General features: G+C 57.8%; 16 protein-coding genes and 1 pseudogene. 9 read left to right on the top strand and 8 right to left on the bottom strand.

Features of this window, described 5'->3' with window-relative positions; translation table 11 throughout:
• Positions 1 to 6: 6 nt before the first annotated feature.
• Complete coding sequence (locus ACYZTX_RS23830; RefSeq protein ID WP_462036101.1) at positions 7 to 873, top strand: efflux RND transporter periplasmic adaptor subunit; 867 nt, start codon at positions 7 to 9, stop codon at positions 871 to 873.
• A gap of 103 nt (positions 874 to 976) precedes the next feature.
• Here the strand turns inward: ACYZTX_RS23830 and ACYZTX_RS23825 are convergent, their stop codons facing one another.
• Together ACYZTX_RS23825 and ACYZTX_RS23820 are read right to left on the bottom strand one after the other, a co-directional pair.
• Positions 977 to 1,447, bottom strand: coding sequence for a MaoC family dehydratase (locus ACYZTX_RS23825; RefSeq protein ID WP_008151121.1), 471 nt, complete (start codon positions 1,445 to 1,447; stop codon positions 977 to 979).
• A gap of 42 nt (positions 1,448 to 1,489) precedes the next feature.
• A complete protein-coding gene (locus ACYZTX_RS23820; protein WP_462036100.1) occupies positions 1,490 to 2,434 on the bottom strand; it encodes a lysophospholipase in 945 nt (314 codons plus the stop codon).
• Positions 2,435 to 2,691: 257 nt separating this feature from the next.
• Between ACYZTX_RS23820 and fadD2 the strand changes: the two genes are divergently transcribed.
• On the top strand, positions 2,692 to 4,380 hold the full coding sequence (gene fadD2 / locus ACYZTX_RS23815) for a long-chain-fatty-acid--CoA ligase FadD2 (RefSeq protein WP_462036099.1): 1,689 nt from the start codon (positions 2,692 to 2,694) through the stop codon (positions 4,378 to 4,380).
• A 373-nt stretch (positions 4,381 to 4,753) separates the two neighbouring features.
• Positions 4,754 to 6,454, top strand: coding sequence for a long-chain-fatty-acid--CoA ligase FadD1 (gene fadD1, locus ACYZTX_RS23810; protein WP_462036098.1), 1,701 nt, complete (start codon positions 4,754 to 4,756; stop codon positions 6,452 to 6,454).
• A 417-nt stretch (positions 6,455 to 6,871) separates the two neighbouring features.
• On the opposite strand, the gene ACYZTX_RS23805 is transcribed toward fadD1, so the two are convergent.
• Positions 6,872 to 7,249: a hypothetical protein gene (locus ACYZTX_RS23805; RefSeq protein WP_462036097.1), complete on the bottom strand. Its 378-nt coding sequence runs from the start codon at positions 7,247 to 7,249 to the stop codon at positions 6,872 to 6,874.
• Positions 7,250 to 7,449: 200 nt separating this feature from the next.
• Here ACYZTX_RS23805 and ACYZTX_RS23800 point away from each other — a divergent pair, with 200 nt between their 5' ends.
• The 3 genes from ACYZTX_RS23800 (at position 7,450) to def (ending at position 9,297) form a co-directional block, all read left to right on the top strand.
• Positions 7,450 to 7,641, top strand: coding sequence for a CsbD family protein (locus ACYZTX_RS23800; protein ID WP_449643465.1), 192 nt, complete (start codon positions 7,450 to 7,452; stop codon positions 7,639 to 7,641).
• 163 nt (positions 7,642 to 7,804) lie between these two features.
• A complete protein-coding gene (locus ACYZTX_RS23795; protein ID WP_461969259.1) occupies positions 7,805 to 8,761 on the top strand; it encodes a YihY/virulence factor BrkB family protein in 957 nt (318 codons plus the stop codon).
• Complete coding sequence (def, locus tag ACYZTX_RS23790; RefSeq protein WP_462036096.1) at positions 8,758 to 9,297, top strand: peptide deformylase; 540 nt, start codon at positions 8,758 to 8,760, stop codon at positions 9,295 to 9,297. The genes ACYZTX_RS23795 and def overlap by 4 nt, the downstream gene beginning before the upstream one ends.
• Before the next feature lie 13 nt (positions 9,298 to 9,310).
• Here the strand turns inward: def and ACYZTX_RS23785 are convergent, their stop codons facing one another.
• Positions 9,311 to 9,727, bottom strand: a complete 417-nt coding sequence (locus ACYZTX_RS23785) for a GNAT family N-acetyltransferase (protein WP_462036095.1) — start codon at positions 9,725 to 9,727, stop codon at positions 9,311 to 9,313.
• A gap of 546 nt (positions 9,728 to 10,273) precedes the next feature.
• Complete coding sequence (gene gstA, locus ACYZTX_RS23780; RefSeq protein WP_462036094.1) at positions 10,274 to 10,876, bottom strand: glutathione transferase GstA; 603 nt, start codon at positions 10,874 to 10,876, stop codon at positions 10,274 to 10,276.
• Between the two features lie 99 nt (positions 10,877 to 10,975).
• Here gstA and ACYZTX_RS23775 point away from each other — a divergent pair, with 99 nt between their 5' ends.
• The 3 genes and pseudogenes from ACYZTX_RS23775 (at position 10,976) to ACYZTX_RS23765 (ending at position 13,583) form a co-directional block, all read left to right on the top strand.
• On the top strand, positions 10,976 to 11,848 hold the full coding sequence (locus tag ACYZTX_RS23775; RefSeq protein WP_462036093.1) for a LysR family transcriptional regulator: 873 nt from the start codon (positions 10,976 to 10,978) through the stop codon (positions 11,846 to 11,848).
• A 415-nt stretch (positions 11,849 to 12,263) separates the two neighbouring features.
• Positions 12,264 to 13,040, top strand: a pseudogene (locus ACYZTX_RS23770) (PAS domain-containing protein); the annotation flags it as partial.
• A gap of 3 nt (positions 13,041 to 13,043) precedes the next feature.
• Positions 13,044 to 13,583 (top strand): methyl-accepting chemotaxis protein, encoded by a 540-nt coding sequence (locus ACYZTX_RS23765; RefSeq protein WP_462037102.1) that lies wholly within the window; start codon positions 13,044 to 13,046, stop codon positions 13,581 to 13,583.
• Between the two features lie 59 nt (positions 13,584 to 13,642).
• On the opposite strand, the gene ACYZTX_RS23760 is transcribed toward ACYZTX_RS23765, so the two are convergent.
• The 3 genes from ACYZTX_RS23760 to gntR form a co-directional block, all read right to left on the bottom strand.
• Positions 13,643 to 14,197, bottom strand: a complete 555-nt coding sequence (locus tag ACYZTX_RS23760; RefSeq protein WP_462036092.1) for a hypothetical protein — start codon at positions 14,195 to 14,197, stop codon at positions 13,643 to 13,645.
• A 188-nt stretch (positions 14,198 to 14,385) separates the two neighbouring features.
• Positions 14,386 to 15,018 carry a glutathione S-transferase family protein gene (locus tag ACYZTX_RS23755; RefSeq protein WP_462036091.1) on the bottom strand — a complete coding sequence of 211 codons (633 nt, stop codon included), beginning with the start codon at positions 15,016 to 15,018 and terminating at the stop codon, positions 14,386 to 14,388.
• Between the two features lie 84 nt (positions 15,019 to 15,102).
• Positions 15,103 to 16,134 (bottom strand): HTH-type transcriptional regulator GntR, encoded by a 1,032-nt coding sequence (gene gntR / locus ACYZTX_RS23750; protein WP_462036090.1) that lies wholly within the window; start codon positions 16,132 to 16,134, stop codon positions 15,103 to 15,105.
• Positions 16,135 to 16,140: the final 6 nt, after the last annotated feature.

Below are 16,140 nucleotides of genomic sequence, written 5' to 3'. Positions count from 1 at the left end.
TTGAAAATGCGTACACCCCTACGTGTCGCGGTGACCTTGGGCCTGGTGGTGGCGGCGATCTTTGCCGGTGTCCATTTGTGGCAGTACTACATGCTCACCCCATGGACCCGGGACGCGCGGATTCGCGCCGACGTGGTGGTGATCGCCCCGGACGTCTCGGGTTGGGTGCGTGAACTCAAGGCTTTTGATAACCAGCCGGTCAAGGCCGGCGATCTATTGCTGAGCATCGACCGCGATCGTTTCGAAGCCGCGCTAGAGAAAGCCCACGCGGTGGTTCAGACCCGGCAACAACAACTCAATCTGCGTGAACGCGAAGCCAGCCGCCGTGCCAGCCTCGGGCCGCAAGCAATCAGTGCCGAGCTGCGTGAGAACGCGCAGATCAACGCCGGCATCGCCCGTGGCGAATTGCGCGAAGCTCAGGCCGAAGCCAAGGTCGCCGAACTCAACCTTGCCCGCAGCCAGGTTCACGCGCCCCGCAGCGGCCACATCACCAACCTGCGACTGGCCGAAGGCAATTACGTGAATGCCGGGCAACCGGTGATGGCGCTGATCGACGATTCGACTTTTTATGTGCAGGCGTATTTCGAAGAAACCAAACTGCCGCGAATTCGCGTCGGCGATCCGGTGAAAGTCTGGTTGATGAGCGCGGGGGAAGCGTTACAGGGGCATGTCGAAAGCATCAGTCGCGGGATTACTGATCGCAATACCACGCCGGATGGGCAGTTGTTGGCGGAGGTGGAACCGACGTTTAACTGGGTCAGGCTGGCGCAGCGGATCCCGGTAAGAATCAAGATTGATCAGTTGCCGGAGGGGATTAACTTGAGTTCGGGGATGACGGCGAGTGTGCAGGTGCAGGTGCAGGAGGGGCCGTAAGATCAAAAGATCGCAGCCTCGTTTCACTCGACAGTTCCTACAGGGTTTGGCATATACCTGTAGGAGCTGTCGAGTGAAACGAGGCTGCGATCTTTTGAGGCAATCAGCCGATGCTGATTGCCGGCAGGGTAGGCAACGTCACCGTCTGCTGCTTGCGCGGCGCCAGAATCTCCGCCTCACCATCCACCACCAACTCATCACGCTGGTTGAACACGCGAGTGGCAATCCGCACACGAAACTTCGGCAGCTTCTCGAGAATCTCCAGGCGCACAGTCAGTGTGTCGCCAATCTTCACCGGCTTCTGAAAGCTCATCTGCTGACCGATATAAATAGTCCCCGGCCCAGGCAACTCGCAGGCAACGGCAGCGCTGATCAGCGCACCGCTGAACATGCCGTGAGCGATGCGCTCCTTGAACATGGTGCCGGCGGCGAATTCAGCGTCCAGGTGCACCGGGTTGTGATCGCCGGACATCGCGGCGAACAACTGAATGTCGCGCTCTTCGACCGTCTTGCTGTAGCTGGCGGTCTGGCCGACTTCAAGGGCTTCGTAAGGGGTGTTGGTAACCTGGGTCATCTGTTTCAATTCCTGTCACGAATAAATAAATTCACAAAAAAACTATTCCGATCTGGGTGGCCGGCGATGGCTCAGCGCCTGGGCGATCCAGTTCAACACGTCATTGATCACTTCATCGCGGTTGCTCTCGTTGAACAGTTCATGCCGTGCCTGCGGGTAAATAGTCAGTTGCAGGCTCTGGCTGCCGGTCGTGCGCAGCGCATGGGCCAGATCTTTCAGACGTTTGCCTTCGCTCACCGGATCACATTCACCGCCAATGACCAGCAACGGCAGGCCCGGATCAATCTGAGCGAGATTGGACGCTTTGCTGATTTGCTGCAACCCACCGAGCAAATCGATCCATAGCTGGTTGGTGCAGCGAAAGCCGCAGAGCGGGTCGTTGGCGTACAGATCGACCTCCGCCGGATCGCGACTGAGCCAGTCGAACCGCGTGCGCACCGGTTTGAATTTTTTGTTGAACGAGCCGAACGACAGCCATTCGATCAGCGCGCTGCGCCCCTTCGGGCCCTGGCGCAAACGTTCTAACCGCGCAATCTGCCGCGCCGTGCGATAGAGCGCCACTGGTTGGAAGTTCGAACCGCTGAGAACGGCTCCGTGCAGGCTGGCGCTGTGATGCAGCAGATAGGCCTGGGCGATGTAGCTGCCCATGCTGTGGCCGAGCAGCACAATCGGCATGCCGGGATGTTGTTGGCCGATGTGCTGATTGAGGCAGGCCAGGTCACCCACCACTTTGCCCCAGCCGTCGTTGTCGGCGAAATGCCCAAGTGTCCCGTTTTCGGCAGTTTTGCCATGTCCACGCAGATCCGGTGCATAGACGCCGTAACCCTGATCGCAGAGTTTTTCTGCCAGACGGGCGTAGCGACCACTGTGTTCTGCCATGCCGTGGGCCAACAGGATCACAGCCTTGAGTGGCGTTGTTGGCAGCCACTGGTTAACGAAAAGGCGGCTGCGGTCACTCGCGGTCAGCCAGAAAGTGTCGTGGATCATGGCGATTCCTTTGCATAGGGCTGCATGTGGCATGGGCGTCGTTGCATTGTATAGCGCATCCATAGCGTGCCGTCTGATCAGGCCACGCCGCTGCAGCAAGATTCACGCGGTCAATGACGCCCGTTGGCATATTTGCCTGATTCGCCATAGCTGCTAGTGTCCGTGAAGCCCCGCTATTCGCTTTCTGCTTTTGAGGGATGAGAGAGGAAGGACAGAAAAGCGGCCCCGGATAGGTTCAGGTAAAGAGGACAAGAACAATGCAACCTGATTTCTGGAATGACAAACGCCCGGCCGGCGTGCCCCTGGACATTGATCAAGGGGCCTATAAGTCGGTGATCGAGGTGTTCGAGCGTTCCTGCAAGAAATTTGCTGACCGCCCGGCATTCAGCAACATGGGCGTCACCCTGACCTACGCCGAACTGGAGCGCTACAGCGCAGCCTTCGCCGGTTACCTGCAAGCCCACACCGACCTGGTGCCGGGGGATCGCATCGCGGTGCAGATGCCCAACGTCCTGCATTACCCGATTGCCGTGTTCGGTGCCCTGCGCGCCGGCCTGATCGTGGTCAACACCAACCCGTTGTACACCCCGCGGGAGATGCGTCATCAGTTCAAGGATTCCGGTGCCCGGGCGCTGGTCTACCTGAACATGTTCGGTCAGAAAGTCCAGGAGGTGCTGCCGGACACCGACATCCAGTACCTGATCGAAGCGAAGATGGGCGACCTGATGCCCGCCGCCAAGGGCTGGCTGGTCAACACCCTGGTGAGCAAGGTCAAGAAGATGGTCCCGGCGTATTCCTTGCCGCAGGCCATTTCCTTCAAGAGCGCGCTACGTCTGGGCCGGGGCCTGGGCATCAAGCCGCTGAATGTCGGCCTCGGCGACATCGCCGTGCTGCAATACACCGGCGGCACCACCGGGCTGGCCAAGGGCGCGATGCTGACCCACGGCAACCTGGTGGCGAACATGCAGCAGGTGCGGGCGTGCCTGGAGCAGTTGGGCAGTGACGGGCAGCCGCTTTTGCGCGAAGGGCAGGAGGTGATGATCGCGCCGCTGCCGCTGTACCACATCTATGCGTTCACCGCGAATTGCATGTGCATGATGGTTTCTGGCAACCACAACGTGCTGATCACCAATCCGCGGGACATCGGTGGCTTCATCAAGGAACTGAAAAACTGGCGGTTCTCGGCATTGCTGGGGCTCAACACACTGTTCGTTGCACTGATGGACCATCCGGATTTCAAGACCCTGGATTTTTCCAGCCTCAAACTCACCAACTCCGGTGGCACCGCACTGGTCAAGGCCACCGCCGAGCGTTGGGAACAGCTCACCGGTTGCCGCATCACTGAAGGTTACGGCCTGACCGAAACCTCGCCGGTGGCCTGCACCAACCCGTACGGCGAAAAGTCGCGCCTCGGAACAGTCGGCCTGCCGGTGCCGGGCACCACGCTGAAGGTCATCAACGATGAAGGCGTCGAGCAACCCTTGGGCGAGCGCGGCGAACTGTGCATCAAGGGCCCGCAGATCATGAAGGGCTACTGGCAGAAACCCGAAGCCACCGACGAGGTGCTGGATGCCGAGGGCTGGTTCAAGTCCGGGGACATCGCGGTGATCGACCCGGACGGTTTTGTGCGCATCGTCGATCGCAAGAAAGACATGATCATCGTCTCGGGTTTCAACGTGTACCCGAACGAGATCGAAGACGTGGTGATGGCTCACCCGAAAGTCGCCAACTGCGCGGTGATCGGTGTGCCGGATGAGCGTTCGGGGGAGGCGGTGAAGCTGTTTGTGGTGGCCCGTGAATCGGGTGTCAGCCTCGAAGAGCTGAAGGCTTACTGCAAGGAGAACTTCACGGCGTACAAAGTACCCAAGCACATCGTTTTGCGTGAATCGTTGCCGATGACACCGGTGGGCAAGATATTGCGGCGGGAGTTGCGTGATATCGCGTAAACGGTCGTAGAACGAGGCGGTCCCAAAAGATCGCAGCCTTCGGCAGCTCCTACAGGGTTCGCATTCTCTGTAGGCGCTGCCGAAGGCTGCGATCTTTTTGCTTTAACCCCCGATTTACGGGGGTTTTAAGCTGCTATAGAATTTTTGCTCTAAAATGACTGCTAGCGATTCATGAGTCACAAAAGTGACTGTAGAGGCCGCTTTTGGCTCTAGTCGACCCTTGGCAAAGCTGCTACTCTCGGCGCGCTTTGTGACTTCTCGGCCTAGTAAAAAGCCAGACTCACCAACAAAGAAACACCGATAAAAAAACACACACCAATAATAATCGCATCAAATGCGGTGATGAATTCGCGTTGCTGAGGAGTGGGCTTCCATGATCGAAGACTTTTGGAAGGATAAGTACCCTGCCGGGATTGCTGCCGACATCAATCCGGACGAGTATCCGAATATTCAGGCGGTGTTGAAGCAGTCCTGCCAGCGCTTTGCCGACAAACCGGCATTCAGCAACCTGGGCAAGACAATCACCTACGGTGAACTGTACGAATTGTCCGGTGCCTTTGCCGCGTACCTGCAACAGCATACCGACTTGAAGCCGGGCGATCGAATCGCCGTGCAACTGCCCAACGTGTTGCAGTACCCGGTGGCCGTCTTCGGCGCCATCCGCGCCGGGCTGATCGTGGTCAACACCAACCCGCTGTACACCGCGCGGGAAATGGAACACCAATTCAACGACTCCGGTGCCAAGGCCCTGGTCTGCCTGGCCAACATGGCGCACCTGGCCCAAACCGTCGTGCCGAAAACCGGCGTCAAGCACGTGATCGTCACCGAAGTGGCCGACCTGCTACCGCCGCTCAAGCGTCTGCTGGTCAATAGCGTCATCAAGTATGTGAAGAAGATGGTCCCGGCGTATCACTTGCCCAAGGCCATCAAGTTCAACGACGTGCTGAGCAAGGGGCACGGTCAGCCAGTGGTTGAAGCCAACCCGGCCAGCAGCGACGTTGCCGTGCTGCAATACACCGGCGGCACCACCGGCGTGGCCAAGGGCGCGATGCTGACCCACCGCAATCTGGTGGCGAACATGCTGCAGTGCAAGGCACTGATGGGTTCCAACCTTAATGAAGGCTGCGAGATCCTGATCACGCCGTTGCCGCTGTACCACATCTATGCGTTCACCTTTCATTGCATGGCGATGATGTTGATCGGCAACCACAACGTGCTGATCAGCAACCCGCGTGATTTGACGGCGATGGTCAAGGAACTGTCGAAGTGGAAGTTCAGCGGTTTCGTCGGGCTCAATACGCTGTTCGTCGCCCTGTGCAACAACGAAGGTTTCCGCAAGCTGGACTTCTCGGCGCTGAAAGTCACCCTGTCCGGTGGCATGGCCCTGCAACTGGCTGCCGCCGAACGCTGGAAAGCGGTCACCGGGTGCGCCATCTGCGAAGGTTACGGCATGACCGAAACCAGCCCGGTGGCCACCGTCAATCCCATCCAGCACATCCAGATCGGCACCATCGGTATTCCGGTGCCGTCGACCCTGTGCAAAATCATCGACGATGCCGGCGTTGAACAGCCGTTGGGCGCAATCGGCGAGTTGTGTGTGAAAGGTCCGCAAGTCATGAAGGGCTACTGGCAGCGTCAGGACGCCACCGATGAAATCCTCGACAGCGAAGGCTGGTTGAAGACCGGTGACATTGCGTTGATCCAGCCTGACGGTTACATGCGCATCGTCGATCGCAAGAAAGACATGATCCTGGTCTCCGGTTTCAACGTGTACCCGAATGAACTGGAAGACGTGCTGGCAACCCTGCCGGGCGTACTGCAATGCGCAGCCATCGGCGTGCCGGACGAGAAGTCGGGCGAGGCGATCAAGCTCTTCATTGTGGCCAAGCCGGGCGTGACGTTGACCAAGGAGCAGGTGATGGAGCACATGCGTGCCAACGTCACCGGTTACAAGGTTCCGCGCTCCGTGGAGTTCCGCGATGCGCTGCCGACCACCAACGTCGGCAAGATCCTGCGCCGCGAGTTGCGCGACGAAGAATTGAAGAAGCTCGGCGCCAAGAAGGTCGGCGCGTAACACACAAGAAGCCCCGCAGATGCGGTAATGCTGTTCACTTAAGGTTGGGTACATATCCGTTTCTGCGGTCACGGCGGCTGGCGGTTTCGCTTTTACAGCGAGTCTGTAAAAGCGGAACCATAGGCGGTCGTGACCGCAGCAACGGATATGTACACGATCAACAAAAGCTAGGTCGGTCGGCCGCCTCGCTTTTGCTCTTGTTCCACCGCCCCCTCGCTACGCATATGTGTGTGCCTGGAAATCGAGCTTAAGTGAACAGCATTACGCAGATGCGGGGCTTTTTTTTGTTGCCTGACAGGTAAAGTTTAATGCCTGTCAGATCGCTTTCGCGAGCAGGCTCGCTCCCACATTCAACCGTGTCCTTACAGAAAGAATGCGATCACCTGTGGGAGCGAGCCTGCTCGCGATGTTTTTGGCTTACAGGCGGAACTGCGCGAAGTTGACGTTGGTACCCGCCGGGCGCATGTCCTGGAGGTACGAATCCTTGTCGGCGCTCAGTTCCAGGCTCAAAGCGGCTTTGCGCTTGCCTTCGTTGCGCACCACCAGGCCTTCGAGTTTTTCGCGCAGGAACACTGTCGGCACTTTCAGGTGCAGCAGTTCGTCGGTTTCCGGCATGTGCATCAGCAGATGAACCCATTCATACTGACCAATGGCCAGGCGCGCGACCGGAATATCGAACCACCAGATGTTGCGGTTGCGGTTCAATTCGGTGAAGTGGCAATTATTGACGCCAAGCACAGCACCGCCAAGTTCCTGATTTCTGCGGGCAATGGCCTGCTTTTTATCGAGTTTCATAACATTCCTACGGGATTGGATCTTCAGCGCCATGGCCTGAATACGTTGCGCATTCTCGTGGGTTGGTCGGCAAACATAAAGCCCAACCTGCACTGAACGATGAAATGTCGTGGTGAAAATAAATGAAACTCCGCGCAAACGCCTCCGGTCAATCTTTGTGTAACAACTTTCCCCGATGAATTGTTCACAGGAGAAACACCATGAGCAGCACTGGCGATAAAGTAAAAGGCATGGCCAACGAAGCCGCCGGCAACGTCAAGCAAGGCGTCGGCAAGGCCACCGGTAGCGACAAAATGCGCGCCGAAGGCGTCGTGCAGGAAAAGAAAGGCGAAGCCCAGCAAGCGGTCGGCAAAGCTAAGGATGCAGTCAAGAAAGGCATCGACAAGGCGTGATCCGGCCTTTAAAGCGTGTCAGAAACGGCCATCCGCGGATGGCCGTTTTTGTGTCAGTCTGAGCTTGAACAAGATCAAAATCGCCAAGTAGGCTACTTTGATGTAAAAAACGGCCCCTGAGTCGCCACGACTTCGAGCAATTTTGCGGCGAAAGGAGACGCTAATGTTTTTTCCACACATGAAAGGTTTGCGCCTGCACCGTGTCATGGTGCGCACGATTACCGAGTTCGTCGACGACGAGATGTCGACCTATGCCTCGGCGCTGGCCTATCAGATGCTGTTCTCGCTATTTCCTTTCATTCTGTTCCTCATTGCCCTGATCGGTTTTCTGCACCTGCCGGACTTCTTCTCCTGGCTGCGCCTGCAGTCAGAACTGGTGCTGCCACCCCAGGCGTTGGAGCAGGTCAACCCGGTCATCGACCAGCTCCAGCAATCCAAGGGTGGCTTGCTGTCGGTGGGTATCGTGATTGCCCTGTGGACCGCGTCCGCCGGTGTGCGGTTGATGATGAGCGCGATGAACGCCGCCTACGACGTGGTCGAAGGCCGCCCGGCGTGGAAGCGTTTCCCGCTGTCGATTTTCTACACCATCGGCATCGCCGGCATGCTGCTGATCGCTGCTGCGCTGATGGTGCTCGGGCCGCAGGTGATGGGCTGGATCGCTTCGCAAGTCGGCCTCGAAGACTTCATCGTGACGCTCTGGACCATCGTGCGCTGGCCGGTGGTCGTGATTCTGTTGATGATGGCGGTGGCGCTGATTTATTACGTCATGCCTGACGTCAAACAAGAGTTTCGTTTCATCACGCCGGGTTCGGTGCTGGCGGTGGTGGTGTGGATCATCGCCTCACTGGGCTTTGGTCTGTACGTCAAGGAGTTCGCTAATTACAACGCTATGTATGGCAGTATCGGTGCAATCATCGTGCTGTTGCTGTACTTCTACATTTCCGCCGCGGTGCTGTTGCTGGGCGCCGAGATGAATGCCGTGATCGAACACATGTCGACCGAGGGCAAGAATGATGGCGAAAAAGTCCCCGGCGAGCACGACCAAGAACCCAAACAACACGTGTCGGGACTGGGTCGGGATCACTCGATCAAGCCGACCACTGACGAAGTCATCAAATGATCCGTGAAATTCTGAAAATGGGCGACGAGCGCCTGCTGCGCATTGCCCCGCCGGTGCCTGCCGAAATGTTCGACAGCCCCGAGCTGTGGCAACTGATCGACGACATGTTCCAGACCATGGAAAGCGTCGGTGGCGTTGGCCTGGCGGCACCGCAGATCGGCGTCGATCTGCAACTGGTGATCTTCGGTTTCGAACACAGCGAACGGTATCCGGATGCCGAAGCCGTGCCGCAGACGATCCTGATCAACCCGCTGATTACGCCCTTGAACCCGACGCTGGAAGAGGGTTTCGAAGGCTGCCTGTCGGTGCCCGGCCTGCGCGGCGCGGTGGATCGCTATCAGCACATTCGATATGAAGGTTTTGATCCCAAGGGGCAGCCGATCATGCGCATCGCCTCGGGGTTTCATGCGCGGGTAGTGCAGCATGAATGCGATCACCTGATCGGCCGGTTATACCCGTCGCGCATCGGTGACTTCAGCAAGTTCGGGTTTACCGACGTGATGTTTCCGGATCTCGATCCTGCAGCAGACGACTGACACACTCCGTGAATCATCCAGACGGTTCCATACCCATGGCGATCATCGGCTTGCTGCGTGCGTAACGGCTCAAGCGTTCGGCCATGGAGTAGGGCAGTGGCGGGTCGAAGGTAAAACCCCGACGTTCATAAAACCCGCGCAAGTCCGGATGACAAAACAGCCACACCGGGCCATCGAGGTCCTTGAGTGCCTCGGCGATCAGCGCCGCAGCGATGCCCTCTTCACGGCAGGCTGGATCGACAAACAAACCCGTCAGCCAATGTCCGTCCGCCACCGGCCGCAAACACAGTGCCCCAATGATCTCGTCGCGCCTGGCCACCCAGAGTTGAGCGTCGCGAACTGCTTTCATCGACGATTGGTGAGCGCGGTAAAACTTGTTCATCAAGGGCCATAAAGGCTCGGCGAGCAAGGTGTATTGGGTGTTGGGCATGGTCTTCGACTGTCGGTGCGCAAAGCGGACGATTATAAAAGAACGCGCGCGCAGCGATAGGTGTATACCTGATCTCACATCCCGTATGAGTGGAGTACGTATCATGGCCAAAGGCATGGATTCAAAAAAAGCAGCAAAAAAGAAACCGGCAAAAACCGCCGATGAAAAGCGCGCCGACAAGAAGGCCAAGAAGGTGGATGTGTTCGGTCATTGATCCCGTAACAAGGGAGCCCGGCCCTCGGGCTCCCGCTGCTTCTAACGAAATAACCAAATAACCAAATAATCTGCAAGAAAACCCTGCGCCATTGCACAGAAGGGGACGGGTCCCCGATCTGAGCAACGCCATGTCTCATTACTTCGATGCTGCCCACCGAAAAGAAATCGAAACCCTGCGCCAGCGCCTGACCGCTCGCACCGAGTGGCCGAAGCGTTTTTGCGTGATCAGCCGTAGGTGTGGAAGGGCTGGGTGCCGGGTGAAGTGGCTACCAAAGTGAGTGCGAGTTCGTAACTCAGTGGCGCCAGGTAGTTAGCCTTCACGGGCAGGCCTTACTCCGACTCAGCGGCCAACGCAGCCTTCACGGCTGGCCGCTGATCAACCCGCGTCTGAAACCGCGCCAACGCCGGCCACTGATTCAACTCAATCGAAAACAACGGCACCCAACGCAACATCGTAAACAAATACGCATCGGCAATGCTGAACCCGTCAGCCATCAAATATTCCTGGCGCTCCAGCGTCTGGCTCAACACAACAAACCGCTTGAACAGTTTCGCTTTGATGAGCGCTTTCACCTCATCCGGAAACTGCGTACTGAACAGCCAACCCAGCCCGCCATGAATCTCGGTCGAGATGAAGTTCAGCCACTCCTGCAACCGTACCCGCTCGAACATCCCGTTCGCGGCCGCCAAGTTTACTTCGGGTCGCAGGTCTGCCAGGTATTGCAGGATCGCCGGGCCTTCGGTCAGCACTTGGCCATCGTCCAGTTGCAATGCCGCGACGTAACCCTTTGGGTTGATGGCGAGGAAGTCCTCACCACTTGCGGTTCTCTTGGTGGTGTTGTCGACGCGGATCAATTCGAACGGCAGGTCCAACTCGCGCAGCACGATATGCGGCGCGAGCGAGCAGGCGTGTGGGGCGTAATACAACTTCATCGGCAGGGCTCTGGTTGGGGGTTTGCGCCAGTGTCATAGTGCGCGGCACCCTCGGTAAAATTAATCTTTCAGAAAGCGGCCATAAGGAAAGCTACTGTCATGATGAATCTGATGCACTGGCGAATGGTGGTGGCAGTGGCAGACACGGGAAACATTACCCGGGCTGCCGAGCGGGTCGGCATGACCCAGTCCGGTGCCAGCCAGGCCTTGGCATTGATCGAAGAAACCCTGGGCGTTCAATTGTTCAGTCGGGAGAGCCGCCAGACCTTGCCGACGGCGATCGGCCTGTCTGTCATCGAACACGCGAGAACCATGCTCGGTGCCCTGGAAAACATCCGCAGTACCGTCGATGCCGGTAAAGATATCCAGCGCGGGACGATTCGTCTGGCGAGTTTTCCCTTGGTGCTGGCGACCTTCCTGCCGCCGCTGCTGCGTCAATTCAATCGGCTGTATCCCGGTATTCAAGTGGTGGCGCTGGAGGTGAGCGACGATGAAGTGGAAACGTTGCTCTGTGACGGGCTGGTGGATCTCGGTGTGATATTGAACCCGGTGCCCGAGCGCAGTGCCGGTCGTTTGGGGCGTGATGCCTGGGTGGCGGTTCTCCCCGGTGGCCATCCCTTGGCGCGCCGCTTGAATGAAGAGGGCGTCTCATTGGCGGAACTGGCGAAGCAACCCTTCGTGCTGGCAACGGGAGGTTGTTCGACCAATGCCCGCAGCCTGGCCGCCGACGCCGGGCTGCAACTGCTGGATGTGCGCGCCGAGGTGCGTGAATGGAGCAGTGCGTTCACCCTCGTGCGGGAAAACATCGGCGTGACCCTGGTGCCGGAAATGACCCTGCCGGCCAATCGCCAAGGCCTGCGCATAGTGCCCGTGACGCCGCGCATCGATCGCGAATTTGCCTTGGTGGTCGCTGCGAACAAGCCACCCTCGGCGGCAGTGCAGGCGCTGATGAGTCTGCTTGCCGAGAAATGACTCATACCGACGCTGAATCGATTTTGTCCTCAATACTGGCCGACTAGTGGCCTTGCGTCCGCATCAGTGCTGGCTATGCTGAGGCGTGACCAGCTATGTCGGTCGCAATATTAAGACCGTGATACACGCCTCAAGAGTGCGCAATCCAAGGCACCGACGCTGACCAACAAAGGAGCTGTCCGGTAAATGGAATTACTTATCAAAACGTTAGGGCTGGCCCGACCCCGGGCTATCAAGAGAAGGATGTCTTGTTAAGAGCGTTGCTATATGGACTCTCCGATTGAACATCATTGATCACCTGACAAGTCCCTCCTGTGGAGGGATGCGTGTGCCTGTTCCATAGAACGTTGTGGTGGATCCGTTGAAAGACCGAAGAACTTTCATCAATCAAAAGACGCGCTAAGGTGATACGACCATGTTTAATCTGCATCACAAGGCTGACCTGCTGGAAATCGAACGATTCAGTTGTGCGCTGACCGAGGCTAACGCGAAGTTGGCCGCGGTGAGCCGCTCGATGGCGATGATTGAGTTCACCCCCGAAGGTATCGTGCTCGATGCCAACGACAACTTTTGCAGTGCCATGGGTTACAGCGCCGAAGAAGTGCGCGGAAAGCATCACCGGATATTCTGCGAAGAAGCGCTTTATCGAAGCGATGCCTATGCCAAGTTGTGGCGTGACCTTGCTCGTGGCGAACCGGTGAGCGGGACCTTTTTGCGCTTGAACAAGAGCGGCAAGGAGGTCTGGCTCGAAGCCAGCTATATGCCAGTGTTCGGCGCTGATCGTCAGGTCCGGAGTGTGATCAAAGTCGCCACTGACATCTCCGCCAGGGTCTACAAGGAGCACGAAAGCGAGAGCATGCTCGCGGCGATCGGTCGTTCCATGGCTGTGATCGAGTTCACCCCGGATGGTAAAGTCGTCTCGGCCAACGAAAACTTCTTGAAGACGATGCATTACTCGCTCAACGAAGTGGTTGGCCAACACCACAGCCTGTTTTGTCATCGTGCCGAAGCCGAATCGCAGGCCTACAAAGCGTTCTGGGCCTCGCTCAATCGCGGCGAATATCACTCGCACCGTTTCGAGCGCAAAGATAAGCACGGTCATACGGTTTTCCTGGAAGCCTCCTACAACCCGCTGTTTGACACCAAGGGTCAATTGTACAAAGTGGTCAAGTTCGCCAGCGACATTACCGATCAGGTGACCACCCTGCAAACCGCCGCGGAGTCGGCCCACAGCACCTCGGTTCAAAACGACGCCTGTGCGCAGAAAGGTTCTCAGGTGGTGCAGCAAACGGTGCAGACCATCCAGGACATTTCCAAAGACTTGAACGAAGCGGCGCTGAGCATTGATGCCGTCAGCAAACAGTCCGACATCATCGGCACCATCGTTCAGACCATTCGTGGAATTGCCGATCAGACCAACCTGCTGGCACTCAACGCCGCGATCGAAGCGGCCCGGGCCGGGGAACACGGGCGCGGGTTCGCGGTAGTCGCCGATGAAGTTCGCAGCCTTGCGGCACGAACGAGCCAGGCAACGCTGGAGATCGTTGAAGTGGTGCGCAAGAACCATGATTTGTCATTGAGTGCGGTGTCGAGCATGCAGTCCAGTTTGAGTCGAACCGGGCTTGGGGTGGAACTGGCGAACGAGGCGGGAGCAGTGATTCTGGAGATTCAACAAGGGTCGCGGCATGTGGTGGATGCGATCAGTCAATTCAACTCGACCTTGCAGATAAGTTGATAGCAGCAAATTGAAAAGGGTCCCTCGAAGGGACCCTTTCGTTATTGATTCCCACACTTTTAAAGTGAAGCGAGAAACGTGTCGACCACCTGGCTGCTGCCCTTTTCGCTGCTGCTGTTTTCTTTCTCGGCCTGGGCCAGTTTGATCTTGTCTTGCATGCGTTCGGCGATCTCTTTAGCGATCGCCTGTTGTTTTTCCGGCGGCATGGCTTTTTCTTCTTCTTCCGTCAGCCCCATCTCTTGCAGGATGCTGTCGCGCAAACGCTCCTCCGGCGTTTTGCTCATGTACTCCTTGAAAGCGTCCGTGGCGGTTTCAACATCGGCTGGTAATTTGGCGGACGAGGCTTGCAGTCCCACGCGGGTTTTGGCGAACGCTTCGTCGACGTTATCGCTGATCCGGGTCGCTTCGCTGACCTGTTGCGTGGCGATTTGCGTGGCGGAGTCCTGGACCTGGGTGGTGGCTTGCGCGGTTTGCGCCTGCACATTGTTTTGCAGGGCTTGCGTCATCGCGGCTTGAAGACCGCCCTGGAGTCCGGCGGCAGCGTCCGTGATCGGTTCATCGCCGGGCCGCTTGGGGAGGGGTGCCACCAGGTTTTGTTTTGCACTGACCAACATGATGAGTAGACCTTGTAGGTATTTGTGGTGCAGTGCTTTCAGCAAATAGTATGCCTAATTAAAAATTATCAACAAATTCAATCAGTTGAATTTTTTACTCTGAGCGGGTGGCAGGAGATTGGGTCAACCTTTGCCGCCGGGCGGCAGAGGTCGACCGCCTGCAGATAATACCCAGTGCCGAACGCCGCTCAAGCCAGGCCATTGCAGCCGTGTTTGAGGAATCCCGGGCGTTGTGCCAATCGTTGAAAATACTCGTCGATGGCCGAGTAGTCGGGGCGCTCCATCGGTGTCATCAACCAGCGGTTGACCGACAGCCCGATGACGATGTCCGCCAGCGTGAAGTGTGGCCCGGCGACATACGCTTTGGTGGTCGCGAGCTGATGCTCGAGGATGCCCATTTTTTGATTCCAGACGCGTACACCGGCGGCAATGTGATGCGGGTCCTGGAATTCCGGGTCTTTGCGCACCAACGCTGTGAACGCGTAGCTCCAGGAGGCATTGAGTTCGGTGGCCTGCCAATCCATCCACTGCTCCACCCGGGCGCGCGCCGCCGGTTCGTGCGGTAACAGATCGGAGTTGTGGTGTTTGCCGGCCAGATAGCGGCAGATGGTGTTGGACTCCCACAGCACGCCCGCATCGTCGATGATCACCGGCACCTGAGCATTGGGATTGAGCCTGAGAAACTCCGGCGTGTGGGTCGACGCAAAACCGCTGCCCCAGTCCTCACGTTCGTAGGCAACACCCAGTTCCTCACAGGTCCACAGGACTTTTCTGACGTTGATTGACGAGGCTTTACCCAGAATCTTCAGTGAATGTTCCATTGAGCTACTCCTTCAGCGGGTTGTGCGTTGGAAATTCAATAGTGTGCCCCGCAAGGACTGACGGCAAGAATGGCCAGTGTTGCATCAGGTACTTTCGCGCACCTTCAGCTCAAACCCCATGTCCTGCACCGGTTTCGCCACCGTATTGCCAGCCATCAAGGTCAGCATCTGCTCCGCCGCACGCCGGCCAATCGCCTCGCGTGGCGTGCTGATGCTGCTCAGGCGCGGGACCATGTGGGCCGATGCCGGCAGGTCGTTGAAGCCGAGGATCGCCACTTGTTCGGGGATTTTGATCCCGCAGCGCATGGCTTCGAGCAGTGCGCCCTGGGCCAGGTCGTCGTTGCCGAAGAAGATGGCATCGACATCGGGATGACTGGCGAGCAGTTGCAGGAACAGTTCGCCACCGAGGCCTACGGAGGAGGCACGAGGCGTCAGTACTTCCAGAGCCGGGTCGTACAAACCGGCCTTTTGCAGGGCTTTGCGGAAACCTTCGCCGCGCAGCAACGTGCGTTGATCCAGCTGCGCACCGATGTAAGCCAAGCGTTTACGACCGCGTGACAGCAAATGCTCGGCCGCTGTCTCGCCGGCAGCGAGTTGCGAAAACCCCACGCAATTGAGGCCGGCCGCACTGTCCAGTTCCATCATGTACACGCAGGGAATGTTGCTGGCCTCGATCATCCGGCGCGAACTTTCGGTGCGGTCGAAACCGGTCAGCAGCAAACCGCGCGGCTGATACGCCATGTAATTGCGCAGCAGGTTTTCTTCTTCATCACGTGAGTAATGGAAGTTGCCGATCAGCACTTCGAAGCCTTTGGGGCGCAAAACCTGATGAATGGCTTCCAGCGTGTCGATGAACAGTAAATTGGACAGCGACGGCACCAACACCACCACCGAATGGCTCTGGGCCGAGGCTAACGCGCGGGCGGCAGGGTTGACCACGTAGTTGAGTTCAAGCGCCGCTTTCTGGACTTTTTCCACCAGTTCGGTGGCCACGGTACTGACCCCGCGCAGGGCGCGAGAGGCGGTGATCGGGCTGACACCGGCCAGGCGTGCGACTTCGTTCAAAGTGGGGCGGCCAGTGGTGCGCGTATTTTTATCGTTTTTAGGGGAGATCATCGGACG

The organism is Pseudomonas sp. MDT1-17 (assembly GCF_054898105.1).
This window is presented reverse-complemented; position numbering and strand designations above follow the sequence as displayed.

Excerpts from the sequence above, each read along its gene's own strand:
- ACYZTX_RS23805 (WP_462036097.1), bottom strand. The coding sequence starts at position 7,249 with ATGAAACTCGATAAAAAGCAGGCCATTGCCCGCAGAAATCAGGAACTT.
- ACYZTX_RS23825 (WP_008151121.1), bottom strand. The coding sequence starts at position 1,447 with ATGACCCAGGTTACCAACACCCCTTACGAAGCCCTTGAAGTCGGCCAG.
- ACYZTX_RS23755 (WP_462036091.1), bottom strand. The coding sequence starts at position 15,018 with ATGGAACATTCACTGAAGATTCTGGGTAAAGCCTCGTCAATCAACGTC.
- fadD1 (WP_462036098.1), top strand. The coding sequence starts at position 4,754 with ATGATCGAAGACTTTTGGAAGGATAAGTACCCTGCCGGGATTGCTGCC.
- ACYZTX_RS23775 (WP_462036093.1), top strand. The coding sequence starts at position 10,976 with ATGATGAATCTGATGCACTGGCGAATGGTGGTGGCAGTGGCAGACACG.
- def (WP_462036096.1), top strand. The coding sequence starts at position 8,758 with ATGATCCGTGAAATTCTGAAAATGGGCGACGAGCGCCTGCTGCGCATT.
- gntR (WP_462036090.1), bottom strand. The coding sequence starts at position 16,134 with ATGATCTCCCCTAAAAACGATAAAAATACGCGCACCACTGGCCGCCCC.
- ACYZTX_RS23820 (WP_462036100.1), bottom strand. The coding sequence starts at position 2,434 with ATGATCCACGACACTTTCTGGCTGACCGCGAGTGACCGCAGCCGCCTT.
- ACYZTX_RS23830 (WP_462036101.1), top strand. The coding sequence starts at position 7 with ATGCGTACACCCCTACGTGTCGCGGTGACCTTGGGCCTGGTGGTGGCG.
- ACYZTX_RS23785 (WP_462036095.1), bottom strand. The coding sequence starts at position 9,727 with ATGCCCAACACCCAATACACCTTGCTCGCCGAGCCTTTATGGCCCTTG.
- gstA (WP_462036094.1), bottom strand. The coding sequence starts at position 10,876 with ATGAAGTTGTATTACGCCCCACACGCCTGCTCGCTCGCGCCGCATATC.
- fadD2 (WP_462036099.1), top strand. The coding sequence starts at position 2,692 with ATGCAACCTGATTTCTGGAATGACAAACGCCCGGCCGGCGTGCCCCTG.
- ACYZTX_RS23800 (WP_449643465.1), top strand. The coding sequence starts at position 7,450 with ATGAGCAGCACTGGCGATAAAGTAAAAGGCATGGCCAACGAAGCCGCC.
- ACYZTX_RS23795 (WP_461969259.1), top strand. The coding sequence starts at position 7,805 with ATGTTTTTTCCACACATGAAAGGTTTGCGCCTGCACCGTGTCATGGTG.
- ACYZTX_RS23760 (WP_462036092.1), bottom strand. The coding sequence starts at position 14,197 with ATGTTGGTCAGTGCAAAACAAAACCTGGTGGCACCCCTCCCCAAGCGG.